Origin of the sequence: Paenibacillus sp. FSL M7-1046, from assembly GCF_038007405.1 — a bacterium.
GTDB lineage: Bacteria > Bacillota > Bacilli > Paenibacillales > Paenibacillaceae > Paenibacillus_AQ.
Map to the genome: position 1 here is coordinate 3,950,754 of NZ_JBBOXB010000001.1, position 13,944 is coordinate 3,964,697.

At 52.6% G+C, this 13,944-nt stretch carries 8 protein-coding genes; 7 read left to right on the top strand and 1 reads right to left on the bottom strand.

All coding sequences use genetic code 11. From position 1 onward, the window contains the following. Positions 1-77: 77 nt before the first annotated feature. From aspS to NYE29_RS17410, 4 genes are all read left to right on the top strand, one after another. A complete protein-coding gene (gene aspS / locus NYE29_RS17395) occupies positions 78-1,856 on the top strand; it encodes an aspartate--tRNA ligase (protein WP_076109154.1) in 1,779 nt (592 codons plus the stop codon). A gap of 65 nt (positions 1,857-1,921) precedes the next feature. Further along, a complete protein-coding gene (locus NYE29_RS17400; RefSeq protein WP_076109153.1) occupies positions 1,922-2,677 on the top strand; it encodes a tRNA threonylcarbamoyladenosine dehydratase in 756 nt (251 codons plus the stop codon). Between the two features lie 158 nt (positions 2,678-2,835). Next, a complete protein-coding gene (locus NYE29_RS17405; protein ID WP_340896894.1) occupies positions 2,836-4,137 on the top strand; it encodes an NCS2 family permease in 1,302 nt (433 codons plus the stop codon). A gap of 159 nt (positions 4,138-4,296) precedes the next feature. After that, positions 4,297-6,492 carry a HelD family protein gene (locus NYE29_RS17410; protein WP_340896895.1) on the top strand — a complete coding sequence of 732 codons (2,196 nt, stop codon included), beginning with the start codon at positions 4,297-4,299 and terminating at the stop codon, positions 6,490-6,492. Between the two features lie 73 nt (positions 6,493-6,565). On the opposite strand, the gene NYE29_RS17415 is transcribed toward NYE29_RS17410, so the two are convergent. Beyond that, on the bottom strand, positions 6,566-8,584 hold the full coding sequence (locus tag NYE29_RS17415) for a methyl-accepting chemotaxis protein (RefSeq protein WP_340896896.1): 2,019 nt from the start codon (positions 8,582-8,584) through the stop codon (positions 6,566-6,568). A 502-nt stretch (positions 8,585-9,086) separates the two neighbouring features. On the opposite strand from NYE29_RS17415, the gene NYE29_RS17420 reads away from it, so the two are divergent. From NYE29_RS17420 to NYE29_RS17430, 3 genes are all read left to right on the top strand, one after another. Further along, complete coding sequence (locus NYE29_RS17420) at positions 9,087-9,368, top strand: CD3324 family protein (RefSeq protein WP_038595570.1); 282 nt, start codon at positions 9,087-9,089, stop codon at positions 9,366-9,368. Between the two features lie 147 nt (positions 9,369-9,515). Continuing rightward, entirely contained in the window at positions 9,516-10,820 is a 1,305-nt protein-coding gene (locus tag NYE29_RS17425) for a replication-associated recombination protein A (protein WP_038595567.1), read from the top strand. A gap of 388 nt (positions 10,821-11,208) precedes the next feature. Continuing rightward, positions 11,209-13,941, top strand: a complete 2,733-nt coding sequence (locus NYE29_RS17430) for a glycoside hydrolase family 9 protein (RefSeq protein WP_445322175.1) — start codon at positions 11,209-11,211, stop codon at positions 13,939-13,941. The last annotated feature ends 3 nt before the right edge of the window (positions 13,942-13,944 follow it).

Sequence of the window (13,944 nt, forward strand, 5' to 3'; positions counted from 1 at the left end):
ATTGTTGCAAGAGGAAGAAGGTCTCACTGATTCATATAAGCGCAGTTACTTTTAACCATGAAGGGGTAGAATATATTATGACTAGAAGCCATCACTGTGGACAATTGACGCCGGAGCATATCGGCCAGACCGTAACTCTGAACGGATGGGTGCAGACCCGCCGCGACCTTGGGGGCGTACTTTTTATTGATCTTCGCGACCGCAGCGGAATCGTACAGATCGTTTTCAATCCCGACTATTCCGGCGAAGCGCTGCAAATTGCAGATAAAGTGCGCAGTGAGTATGTGCTCGCTGTTACGGGGAAAGTGGTTAAGCGAGACGAAGAAACCATTAACCGCAACCTGCCTACAGGAGAGATTGAAGTGCAGATTACGGATATTGAAGTACTCAATGCCGCGAAAACGCCGCCGTTCTTCATCGAAGACGGTGTGGAAGTGGATGAATCCTTGCGGATGAAATACCGCTATCTCGACCTGCGTCGTCCGGAGATGTACAAAACGATGCTGCTTCGTTCCAAATCGGCGAAGATCTTCCGCGACTTCCTGGATAACGAAGGTTTTATTGATATCGAAACACCAATCCTGACCAGAAGTTCACCTGAAGGCGCCCGTGATTATTTGGTGCCGAGCCGGGTGCATGAAGGCGAGTTCTTTGGACTTCCGCAATCGCCGCAAATCTACAAGCAGCTGCTGATGGTCGGCGGTATTGAGCGCTATTATCAAATTGCCCGCTGCTTCCGTGATGAAGATTTGCGTGCTGACCGCCAGCCGGAATTCACCCAGGTCGACATCGAGACCTCCTTCATGCCGCAGGATGATCTGCTGTCGATGATGGAGACCCTGATGCAGCGCCTGCTTAAAGAAACGATCGGCGTCGAAATTGCCCTGCCGTTTCAGCGTTTGACTTATGCCGAAGCCATCGGCAAATACGGCTCGGATAAGCCGGACCTGCGTTTTGGCCTGGAGCTGGTTGAAATGAATGACATCGTGGCCAGCAGCGGCGTCAAAGTATTCGCCTCTGTGATCGAAAAAGGCGGAGAAGTAAAATGCCTCAACGCCAAAGGCTGCGGTACCTGGACCCGTAAAGAGATCGACGATCTTGGACCTTATGCCGCGCGTTACGGAGCTAAAGGACTTGCCTGGATTCAAGTGAAGGATGGCGAATTCAAGGGGCCTATCGTGAAGTTCTTCACCGAGGAAGAGATTGCTGCCGTGAAGGAACGTACCGGTGCCGAAGAAGGTGACTTGCTGCTCTTCTCTGCTGATAACAAAAAAGTGGTAGCCGATGTACTGGGTGCGCTTCGCCTGAAGATCGGACGCCAGCTCGGCCTGATTGACGACAATGTGTTCAAGTTCGCATGGGTTACTGAATTCCCGCTGCTTAGCTACGACGAAGACCAGAAACGTTATGTGGCAGAACATCATCCGTTCACACGTCCGATGGATGAAGACCTGCACCTCTTTGAGACTGATCCGGGTGCTATCCGTGCCCAGGCTTACGATATCGTGCTTAACGGCTACGAGGTAGGCGGCGGTTCCCAGCGTATTTACAAACGTGAGGTACAGGAAAAAATGTTCGATGCACTCGGCTTCTCAACGGAGGTCGCTTACGAGAAATTCGGCTACCTGCTGGATGCATTTGAATACGGCACACCTCCGCACGGCGGGATTGCCTTTGGTTTCGACCGTCTCGTAATGCTGCTTGCCGGCCGCACCAACCTGCGCGAAACCATTGCCTTCCCTAAGACGGCAAGTGCGACTGACCTGCTGATGGATGCACCGGCACCGGTAGATGCAATACAATTGGAACAGCTGCACATCAAGCTGGCTCCGAAGCCGGAGAAGGTAAAGAACTAAATCTAACCAGGCCTAAGCGAAGCGGCAGCGCCGCTTCGCCGGCTTTTTGAAGGAGGCGCTACATCATGCTGCATCAGTTCTCGCGTACGGAGCTGGCCATTGGACCGGAAGGTCTGGAGATTTTGAAGAACAGCACAGTGGCCGTACTCGGCATTGGCGGCGTAGGGGCCATGTCGGTTGAGGCTCTGGCCCGTACAGGTATCGGCCGCATTATCCTGATTGATAAAGACGCAGTGGATATCACCAATATCAACCGCCAGATTCATGCGCTTACGACAACCATCGGCCAGAAAAAAGCGGATTTGATGGTGGACCGTGTCAAGCTGATCAATCCGGAATGCGAAGCCATTGCCCTGAATATGTTCTACACGGAAGAAACCTATGAGGAGCTCTTCAAATACAAGCCCGATTTTGTCATCGACGCTTCGGATACGATTATTTACAAGATCCATCTCATTAAAGAATGCCTGAGCCGGGGAATCCCGATGGTTTCCAGCATGGGCGCAGCTAACAAAATGGACCCGACACGCTTTAAGGTGGCTGACATTTCCAAGACGGAGATGGACCCGATTGCCCGTGTGATCCGCCAGAAGCTGCGCAAGGAAGGGATCAAAAAAGGTGTGAAGGTTGTATTCTCTACCGAGAAGCCGGTGAAACCGCGTGTGGATGTGACCGAGCAGATCGTTCCCGAAGATGCACCGGACAGACGCAAGGCCCAACTGCCGCCTGCCAGCAACTCGTTTGTGCCTCCGGTAGTTGGACTCATTATGGTGAGTGTAGCCGTACAGGACCTTTTGAAGGCTGGCGGAGTAAACGTATAAACGAAAGCAGGCCTATCTCAGCTCGAACTAACCAAAGGACAAAAGGGCGTGCAGCCGGATTCCGGCTGCTTACGCCCTTTTATTGTGATTTTGAAATCCGGAAACAACGCAGGAATGCTGTATTGGCAGCGGAATTTACCATCAGTGGAGGTATTTAGATGAAATCGAATTTTTGGCGAAATAGCGTAGGTCTGGAGCCGGGCGACAACTGGAAACAGGAATGGGCGGCTGGGATCCTATCGTATTTTGCTTCTGTATATATTGTTATGGTCAACGCTGCTATTCTGCATGATGCGGGGATGCCGCTGCGGGCCGGTATGGTGGCTACGCTGCTGACGGAAATTACCGGCTGTCTGCTTATGGCCTTCGGCGGCAAGACACCGATTATCGTCGTTCCGGGAATGGGGATCAACGCCTTTTTCACCTATACGCTGGTGCATTCCATGAAGCTGGATTGGCGGGAAGCGCTCGCTGTTGTAGTTGTGACCGGAGTGCTGTTTGCGATTGTGGCGTTCACCTCGCTGTACCGTATTCTCAGCGACGCGATCCCCCATAATCTGCAGCATGCGATTACTGTCGGAATTGGCTTGTTTCTGACCTTCATAGGCCTGCAAAAAAGCGGAATCGTCATCGCCCACCGGACAACATTTGTCGCGATCGGACATTTCAGCGACCCTGCTGTGATAACCTCTTGCGTAACCCTGGTTCTGGCACTGGTGCTGTTCATCCGCGGAACTCGCGGGGGACTGCTGATCAGCATGATTGTGGGCACAGGACTTGCCTATCTGTTAGGTGCGTCGCATGCCCCGGGCCAGGAGGATTCCGGCCATGTGTTTTCCGGTTATGGCGATGTATTTGCCGGAATGGACTTGAGCCGGGGGATCAGCCTTGTGTTCTGGATTGCCGTGTTCCTGCTGCTGTTGATTGTTGTGTTTGAAAATATCGGGCTGATCGCTTCCCAGACATTGATGGCAGGACGCCCGGAGCGATTCAAGAGCAGCCTGCGCGCGTTGTCCATCGCTAATATTGCGGCAGGCCTGTTCGGCAGCAGTCCGGTAGTCGCTGCCGCAGAATCGACTGCAGGCATTGCGGCAGGCGGAAAGTCCGGGCTTACCTCGCTGGTTACCGGCATGTTGTTCGGGGCAACCTTCCTGTTCATACCGCTACTGGCTTATGTGCCGGACAGCGCCATCGCACCGATCCTGATTGTAATCGGCGGTCTTATGGTGCAGAGCGTACGTGAGATGGATCTCAGCGATATGACCGAGCTGTTTCCGTCCTTCCTGATCATGGTAATGATTCCGTTCACCTATAGCATTGTCGACGGAATGGCTTTTGGCTTCATTACTTATCCCATCGTTAAACTCGCTATGGGCCGGGGCAAGGAAGTGCCGCCTGCGCTGTACGGCATCGCCGGACTTTTTGTGGCGAATTTTGTATTGCATGCCTTAATGGGTTGAAACTGGCGGAGCAGCTTATCGAGACTCGCCTGTATACTAGAATTTGAAATATGTGGATTTCACCGGTCTGTTGTGATATGATGAGTATCCTTTTTGTGTGAGTGAAGCCAGTCTTGCACGAGATCATTCTTTAAGATTACTTTTAGGAGGTAACTGAAATTGGAAGACGACTTTCAAAGTGCCTATCAAGAGGAAGAAGACAGGCTGAACGGCGCGCTTACTGAGATCGACACTGTTCTGGAGAGACTGCGCAGCATACCGGTGTACACAGGAAGCGAGTATACGGAACAAGTGCTGGAGGATTCCAGAGAACAGAGGCGCAAAGATCTTGCCAAGCTTAGGCAGGAGCCTTATTTCGGACGGCTTGATTTTCAGGGCAATGACGAGGACGAACGCAAGGCACTGTATATTGGCAAAATCGGCGTAGACCGAGAACAGGTAAGCGACCGTCCGCTAGTCATTGACTGGCGCGCACCGGTAGCAAGCCTGTTCTATTCGTTTACAGGCGGAACGGAGCCGGCCTCCTATGAAGCCCCGGAGGGGCTGATTGAGGGGCTGGTATATTTAAAACGCAACGTGGTGATCCGCAAGCAAATCCTGGAGCGGGTGGCGGATACCTACAACCGCGACAGCGACGCCCCGGCCGTATCCGATGAATTTCTCGTGTACCGCCTGGGCGAGAATAAGGACAACCGTCTCCGCGATATCGTCTCGACGATTCAGGAGGAGCAGGACAAGATTATCCGTGCCGCCAAGAATACGGCGCTGATCATTCAAGGTGTGGCCGGAAGTGGAAAAACAACGGTTGCGCTGCACCGTCTGGCTTTCCTGCTGTATCAATACAAAGAACAGGTCTCCGCGGAGAAAATGATTATTTTCGCCCCGAACCGGATGTTCCTGGATTATATTTCGGATGTGCTGCCGGAGCTTGGCGTGGGCAACATTGCCCAGAGTACCTTCCCGGATTGGGCTGCGGACGTGCTGGGTATCACACTGCCGGAGCAAGATACAGCGGAAACGATGAACCGCTGGTTCGAAACGGCTGGCAGCATGCCGGAGATTACTGAAGAAACACCGGGCCGCTTCAAGGGTTCAACGGTGCTGATGGAGATTATTGAAGCCACGATCAAGCTGCTTGAGACCGGTGCGGTGCCGGAGGGGGATTTCATTCCCTGGGAAGGTGCGGTACTGCGGCGTTCGATGATTCTGCGCTGGCATAACGAGGAATACGCCCCCTATCCGCCGGCCAAACGCAAAGAGCGTGTGATGGCCAGAATTCACCGCTGGATTGAGATGGAGCTGAAGAAGAGCCCTTCGCAGGCAGCGCTGAAGGAACGCAAGAAAAAAGCGGCGGCACGCGAGAAGACCTACAGCGGCAAGTGGCCCAAATATGATCCGCTTATGATCTATAAGCAGATTTTCCGGGCAGTAAAGGTTCCGGAGCATTGGCCGGCTGCAGCCCCGGAGATTATTCCGCAAGGTGTGCTGAAGGAAACGGTCAAGGAGCTCAAAAAAGGCATCCTGCGCGAAGAGGATCTGCCGCCGCTGCTCTATATTCATTATCTGCTCAGCGGAAATGATGGCGGAGACCGCTTTGACCATATCGTTATTGATGAGGCGCAGGATTTCTCGCCTTTCCAGATTGCGGTGCTTGATTTGTACGTGAAGGGTCATTCCTTTACCATTTTGGGTGACTTGTCACAGGGGATACATGCCTACAAGGGCGTACATGCCTGGGAAGAAATGCAGACGCTGTTTGCACCGGAACATACGGCCTATCATGCACTGACCCGCAGCTACCGGTCCACCATGGAGATCATTGAATTTGCCAACGGCATATTGTCTTCCGGTGTTGGCAGCTCCCTGCTCGCCGTTCCGGTCTTCCGCAGCGGCAACCCGGTCCGGCTGATCTCTTACGCCGATCGTCAGCCGGCGGCAGCAGCAGCCGGGAATGAGCGCCTCAGTGCTGTCAGAACGGCTCTGGGGGCACTCTCCGGGCGTGAATACCGCACAGTGGCTGTCTTAACCCGCAGCCTGCGGGAAGCTGCTGAGCTGTACGACGCGCTTGCCGGACAGTTTGAGGATCTTCACCTGATTGACGGCAGCATGACTGAATACCGGGGCGGGCTGTCTGTGCTGCCGGTGTATCTGTCCAAGGGGCTGGAGTTCGACGCCGTCATCTTGGCAGACGCGGACAGCGGACATTACGGGGAAGCGTCCTGGGACGCGAAGCTGATGTATGTCGGCTGTACCCGTGCGCTGCATGAACTGTGGCTGCTGCATGACGGGCAGCTGCCGCCTTATGTACAGCTGCTTGGAGAAGAGACAGTCTCCGGCTGGCCTGATTCGCAGTAGTGCAAATATAAAAAGCGGACCGCCTGTCATAAACAGGACGGTCCGTTTTTATATTCTATAGGGTGAGAACGTCTTATTTCATCTCATTTTGTTCCGTGATGTGGAACCGTTCCACCTGCTGCTGCATATCGGAAGCCATAGCGGACAACGCTGCAGAGGAAGCCGTAATCTCCTCCATGGAAGCAAGCTGTTCCTCCGTTGCAGCTGTTACGCTCTGGAAGGAATCCAGCGCCGCCCGCGAGATGGCAGCCATCTCCTGTACGGAGGCGGCCACTTCAGCCGAGCTGGCAGACATTTGCTCGGTAATCGCCGAAACCTCATGAATTTGTTCGCCCACATGCCGGGTGGACTGCTCAATCTGGATAAAGGCATCGCTCGCTTCCAGCGCCAGATTCATGCCTTGTTCAACGTCTTCGGCCACTTTATGCTTCATTACGTCGTAGGCGCTGGCAATCAGGCCGACCATTTCGGAAATGGTCTCCTGAATTTGACCCGCGCTGACATGCGAGGCTTCGGACAGCTTCCGCACCTCTCCGGCAACAACGGCGAACCCTCTGCCCTGTTCTCCGGCACGGGCAGCTTCAATAGCTGCATTGAGCGACAGTAGATTGGTCTGCTTCGCGATCGCGGAGATCGCTGTACTTGCTTCTGCTACCTTTGTGCTAAGCCCGTTAAGTTCGGAAATCAGTCCGCCGGACTGCTGAACGGACTGGCGGATCGTCTTCATCTGCTCGCTGACATGCTGCACTCTGGTGCTTCCGGTGTTAACAACCTGCTCAGTCTGCACTGCGGCACTTACAATGGCCTGGGAAGCGGAAGCAATTTTATGGATGGCTTCGGACATTTCATCCATAGTTACAGCTACCTCGGAGGAAGCATGGGCCTGGGTTTCCACACCGCGGGTGGACTCCTCCACCAGTCCGGTGACATACTCCACAGCCTTGCTGTTCTCGCCGGTGCTGGCTGTCAGCTGCTCACTGGCAGCTGCGAGCTGGCCTGAGGTTTCGGCCACATCCTGCACCATCTTTCGAAGCGACGCTACCATGGCATTATAGTTGCCTGCAAGCTGCCCGATTTCATCCTTACGTGTCGTGTGGACCACTTCATCCAGATAGCCTTCGCTGACCCGCTTTGCCGAACGGTTCAGCTGCTCAAGCGGCTTGGTGATGCGGCGGATAATGAAGAACGTTACTGCAGCGGCCAGAAGCAGCGCAACCAGCAGAACGATAGCTGAGTTATACAAAATAGGATAAACGGCCTCTGTATACTCGCTCTCGGGCAGGACACCGACCAGCTTAAAGCCGCTAAGCTCATTCGTAATGTAAAAGCCATCCATTGCCAAGTCTGTCGCACTGTCTTTGTAGGACACTTTGCCTGCCGGGGCCGCATTCAGCGTATCCAGCAGCCCGCCTGTAACGGGGCTTCCTACCTCCAGAGTGGGATGGTAGATAACCTTATTGCTGCTGTCCAGTATATATACATAACCGCTGGAACCGAGGCTGACATTCTGCGCCAGTTCCATGAGCCCGTTCATGCTCAAACTGATCGTAGCTACCCCTTTGCCGTCCTGGAAGGCTCTGGAGATCGGCAGGATGAAGGAGTTTGTAACCTTGGAGAAAATCGGGTTGATAACGGATGTGCGGTCCGGTGTTTTCAGCGCGTCAATATACCAGTCGCGGACCCGGGGATCATAGTCGTTTGGTTTGGAATCAGGCGCGAGCATAAACTTGCCATCGCTGTTACCTAAAGCGACGATGTCGATCTCAGGATGCTCCGCTTTGAATTTGTTGATCTGATTCCGTACGCGTGGAGAGTTCGCTGTCAGATCAGCTGCAGTAATTTGATAGGCAAGCTGATTCACATTGCTGCTCTCCAGCTGTATTAATTGCTCAAGTGTCTTATCGAGAAGATGAATGCTCGATTTTGTAGTTTCCTCCATTTTGCCCTGCAGCTCTGTTTTGGAAGTTTCTGAAGAGTTGACAGCTAGTACAAGCGAAGGAACTGCAATGGCGGTAATGATAAAAGCCATTAGTTCGGTTCTAAGTTTCTTGATGCGGAATACTTGTTTGAGGATGTGCCTTTTAGCTGTCATATTATATTCCTCCTGCTTTTAATTACTTCCATATCTATTAGTTAATAGATAATTACTTTTATATTTCGACACTAATCGACTTATTTTTTAGTTTTTTCTTAAAAAAATAAGTTCCCATCTGGTGAAGAACAGTTATAACTGTTCTTGAACTTGTAACCTATCCCTGGGTATGGCTTAATAATAAGTGTCCGGCCGGGCAGATTACTCTGGAAGGAGGCTGATTGAAATGATTTCAGTATACGAGGTGGTTTCCGTCTAAGACGGAAATCCGCATAACCGGAGGAGGCCGAAAGGCCTCCTTATTTAAAAAACATAGAAATAAATAATTCACATAAAGTTGTGATCAAAAACCGAAGGTAGACGCTATCCAATGGTTTTTATATAATGAACTTACGGTATTTACCAAATATGAGCTGAAGAAAGGAGGCAGGTGACGTGATCAATTCATTACAAGCAGTCGTCGGACACAAAGGGACACACCTGTTGAAGGAGGAAGTAAAAAGTGAGTTATGTAAATGGGAAGGATGTGCTCCCCCCGGGCCTGCTCGAAGAGCTTCAGGGATACATCCAGGGTGAATTGCTATACATCCCCAAGAAAACCGAGCAACGGGTAAGATGGGGCGAGAACAGCGGATCCAGGCAGGAGATTGCCAGCCGGAACGAGGAGATATTCTGCAGTCACAGCAGCGGCTGCTCGGTGAACGAGCTGCAGAAGAGATACCATTTATCCGAAGAAAGCATCCGCAAGATTATTTCAAAAATGCGGCTGGCGCTGAACCGCTAGCCTGAACTTTGAACAAAGAGCATGGCACCGCCGGAGGAGGCGAGGTCATGCTCTTTTTAAATATTAGGATGTATCCGTGGTATGGTATGATAGTGGGAGGTATTCTAATAGTGCCGACCTACAAGATTACAGCAAGGAAGTGGAAGAATGGATTTATTTTCGCTCGGGGAAGACACCGGTAGCGGCCGCCTGCTGGCGGACCGCATGCGTCCGGCGAATCTTGATGAATATATAGGACAAGAGCATATTGTTGGCCCGGGGAAGCTGCTGCGCAGAGCGATTGAGGCAGATCAGGTCTCCTCTATTTTGCTTTACGGCCCTCCAGGCTGCGGAAAAACAACATTGGCGCATATTATTTCCCATCATACACAGGGGGAATTTGTCCGCCTGAATGCGGTCGAAGCCTCGGTCAAGGATGTGCGGGAAGTGATCGAGCGTGCTCAGAGCAATAAGGCATTGTACGGCTCCAAGACCATTTTGTTTCTGGATGAGGTGCACCGCTTCAACAGCTCCCGCCAGGATGCACTGCTTCCCGCTGTGGAGAAGGGGACCATCACCTTTATCGGCGCGACGACGGAGAACCCGTTCCACTATGTGAACGGGGCGTTATTGAGCCGTTCCACGCTGTTTCAGCTGGAGTCCTTGACCAGTGAGCACAGTCTGATTGCTATGAGGCGGGCGCTTACCGATGAGAAGCGGGGGCTTGGGTTCATGCAGCTGCAGGTGGATGAAGAAGCTTTGCAGCATATTGCAACGATGGCCAACGGCGATATCCGCCGGGCGCTTAATGCACTTGAGCTGGCGGCCATGACCACTGCGCCGGAACCGGACGGAAGTGTGCATATTACGCTTGCGGTGGCTGAAGAATCCATCCGCCGCCCGATTGTCAAAGCGGACGAATCGACGCAATATGATGTGTTGTCTGCGTTTCACAAAAGCATCCGCGGCTCCAGCGACGCGGCGCTGTTCTGGTTTCTCTATGCTGTGGAGAAGCTGGGGATGGACCCGATGACATTCATCCGCCGGCTGATCGCCGCCAGCAGTGAGGATATCGGTCTGGCCAATCCGCAGGCGATGGTCCAGGCGGTCAGCGCACTGGAAGCCTACCGCAATAACGGCTGGCCGGAAGCCAAGCTGAATATTGCCCAGGCGATCCTGTTTGCGGTGGAAAGTCCGAAATCGAATGCCGTGACCATGGCGATTTCGAATGCCATGGCCAGTATCGACGAGTTGAAATCGGCTGAAGTACCACTGCATCTGCGCGATACGCATTATAAAGGAGCCGTGAAGCTCGGCCATGAGGGCTACCAGTATCCGCATAATTTTCCGGGCCATTATGTCAAACAGGATTATCTGCCTAAGGCTATTGCACGCCGGGTCTTTTATCAGGCTACTGAACAGGGCAATGAAGCGAAGATCCGCCATAACCAGTCGCTTCGGCGCGGACAGTAGTCATGTAGGAGTTCGATTGTACAACTTTCTCCATTTTATGCATCAGCCGCTTATTTTACAGGGGGAGATTTCATTCCTTTTGTAAAAGAAGCGGTTTTTTGTTTAACGGACTCGCGGTTTTTCTGATAGACTCCAATTTTTTTACAAAAATATCTATTTTTTATTACATTTTTGCTATTTTGTATATAGAATTCCATTCCTATATATGGTATATATTTACATAGGATGCAAATCATCCTAAAGACACCCGGAAAGAAGGTGGGAAACTTCATTGGGAATGAATAAGAGTTTGGAGCCACGGTTTGAAGAGTCTGTGCAGAGATGAAATTGAACACAAGGACAAGAAGGACAAGAAGGACAAGAAGGACAAGAAGGGAGAAGGGCTAAGATGGGCAAAGGGATCAGGAAGGGCTGGGTTTTGTCCTTGAGCTTTATGTTAGCGGTTACATGTTCCGGAGCTGTATTTCACCCATCTGTGGGCACAGCAGCGGCTGCCGGCTACAACTACGCAGAGGCACTGCAAAAATCGATTTATTTCTATGAGGCTCAGCGTTCAGGCGATCTGCCGGAAGACAACCGGGTCGAGTGGCGGGGGGACTCCGGACTTCTGGATGGCGCGGATGTCGGCCACGATTTATCCGGGGGCTGGTATGATGCGGGGGATCATGTCAAATTTGGTTTTCCAATGGCTTATACAGCTACGATGCTGGCCTGGTCGGTCTATGAATACAAGGATGGTTACGTGCAGTCCGGCCAGCTGGAGGAGATTCTGGATAATATCCGCTGGGCTACCGACTATTTTGTCAAAGCCCATACAGCTCCAAATGAGCTATGGGGACAGGTAGGGAACGGAACGGCCGACCATAATTGGTGGGGAGCAGCGGAAGTGATGCAAATGCAGCGGCCCTCCTACAAAATTGATGCAACTCATCCCGGCTCTGATCTGGCGGCAGAAACCGCAGCGGCGCTGGCTTCGGCATCGATTATCTTCCGGGATTCGGATGCTGTCTATGCGGACAAGCTGCTGCTGCATGCCAAACAGCTGTATCAATTTGCGGACACTTACCGCGGCGCCTATTCGGACAGTATTACCGACGTCAAGCAGTATTACAATTCATGGAGCGGTTATGCCGATGAGTTGAGCTGGGGCGGTGTATGGCTCTATTTGGCGACCGGAGAGCAGACGTACCTGGATAAGGCAGTTGCCGCAAGCAGTCTGTGGGGAACGAACCAATCGGGATTATGGGGTTACCAGTGGACACAATCCTGGGATGACAAGCATTACGGTGCGCAGCTGCTGCTGTCACGGATTACCGGGGATGCCAAGTTCATTCAATCTACGGAACGCAACATGCAGTATTGGACAACTGGTGTAGGCGGGACTAGCGACCGGGTCGCCTATACACCTGGAGGGTTGGCACATCTGGATCAGTGGGGAGCCCTGAGATATGCCGCCAACCAGGCATTTTTGGCGTTTGTTTACGCGGACTGGGTAAGCGACCCTGTCAAAGGCGAAACGGCCCGTTCTTTCGCGGAACGGCAGATTACGTATATGCTGGGCGACAACCCGCGGAACAGCAGCTATGTGATCGGGTATGGCAACAATTCGCCGCAGCATCCGCATCACCGGACCTCACATGGTTCATGGAGCGACAGCCAGTCTACTCCTTCAGATCATCGTCACGTTTTATACGGAGCGCTGGTCGGGGGTCCATCCAAGACGGACACGTATACCGATTCGATCAACGACTATGTCTCGAATGAAGTGGCAACCGACTACAATTCCGCCTTTACAGGGGCGCTGGCCAAAATGATGCTGCTCCACGGGCAAGGGCAGCAGCCGCAACCACAGTTTCCTGCGGCAGAGACCCCTGAGGATGAAATGTTTGTCGAGGCTTCCGTAAATGCCAGTGGCAGCAATTTTGTAGAGATCCGGGCACTGCTCAACAACCGTTCCGGCTGGCCGGCACGGGTCAGCAAGTCGATGTCCTTCCATTATTATCTGGACCTCAGCGAAGCAATTGCCGCAGGGTACGGTCCGGAGGATATTACGGTCACTGCCGGTGGCTACAACCAGGGAGCAACGGTATCCGCACTTCAGCCTTATGATGAAGAACATCATATTTATTACACCAAGGTTGATTTTACCGGCACTTCGATCTATCCGGGCGGTCAATCCGCTTACCGGAAGGAAGTCCAGTTCCGGATCGCCGCTCCGCTCAACACGCTCTTCTGGGACAATACAAATGACTATTCATTTAAAGGCGTGGCAACGGGAGGAGCGCTTCCGGTAAAAACGGCGTATATACCGGTATACGACGCCGGGGTGCTTGTATTCGGTGAACTGCCTCCTGGAGGCGGACATCCGGGTGAACCGAAGGTGCCCGCACAGCCTTCCGGTGTAGCGGCTGCTGCTGAGAACGCCAGCGTAAAACTGTCCTGGAACACAGTCAGCGGGGCAACGGACTATACAGTTAAACGGGCTGTAACGAGTGGCGGGCCTTACACTGTAGTTGCAAGCACAACAGGGGCCGTGTATTCCGACAACGGGCTGGTTAATGGTACTACCTATTATTATGTAATCACCGCCTCGAACAGTGTTGGCGAGAGTACGCCATCTCTGCAGGTTAGTGCCCAGCCGCGTGAAACACCTACTCCGGCAAAAGGTGATTTAAGGGTGGAATACCGTACTAATGACAACAATCCCGGGGACGGACAGATGCGCCCGCAATTCCGGATTGTGAACACGGGAACTGTCGCGGTACCTTTGAGTGGTCTTAAGCTCCGCTACTATTTTACCGTGGACGGAGACAAAACCCAGCAATTCCACTGCGATTATGCCGTTGTCGGCAGCGGAAATGTAAGCGGTTCCTTTGCGAAACTTAATCCGTCCCTAACCGGAGCGGACTACTATCTGGAGATCACTTTTGCTGAAGGTGCCGGAAGCCTTGCTCCCGGAGGGAACAGCGGAGAAATTCAGGTGCGCACCAACAAAGAGGACTGGACGAATTACAGCGAGGGCAATGACTATTCCTACAGTGGAACGCAGCTTGCCTTCGCCGAATGGGAAAAGGTGACACTGTATCGTGACGGAACACTTGTGTGGGGTTTAGAACCATAATTT

Bases quoted from the DNA above. Each gene is read 5' to 3' on its own strand.
- aspS (WP_076109154.1), top strand. From the start codon at position 78: ATGACTAGAAGCCATCACTGTGGACAATTGACGCCGGAGCATATCGGC.
- NYE29_RS17400 (WP_076109153.1), top strand. From the start codon at position 1,922: ATGCTGCATCAGTTCTCGCGTACGGAGCTGGCCATTGGACCGGAAGGT.
- NYE29_RS17405 (WP_340896894.1), top strand. From the start codon at position 2,836: ATGAAATCGAATTTTTGGCGAAATAGCGTAGGTCTGGAGCCGGGCGAC.
- NYE29_RS17415 (WP_340896896.1), bottom strand. From the start codon at position 8,584: ATGACAGCTAAAAGGCACATCCTCAAACAAGTATTCCGCATCAAGAAA.
- NYE29_RS17425 (WP_038595567.1), top strand. From the start codon at position 9,516: ATGGATTTATTTTCGCTCGGGGAAGACACCGGTAGCGGCCGCCTGCTG.
- NYE29_RS17430 (WP_445322175.1), top strand. From the start codon at position 11,209: ATGGGCAAAGGGATCAGGAAGGGCTGGGTTTTGTCCTTGAGCTTTATG.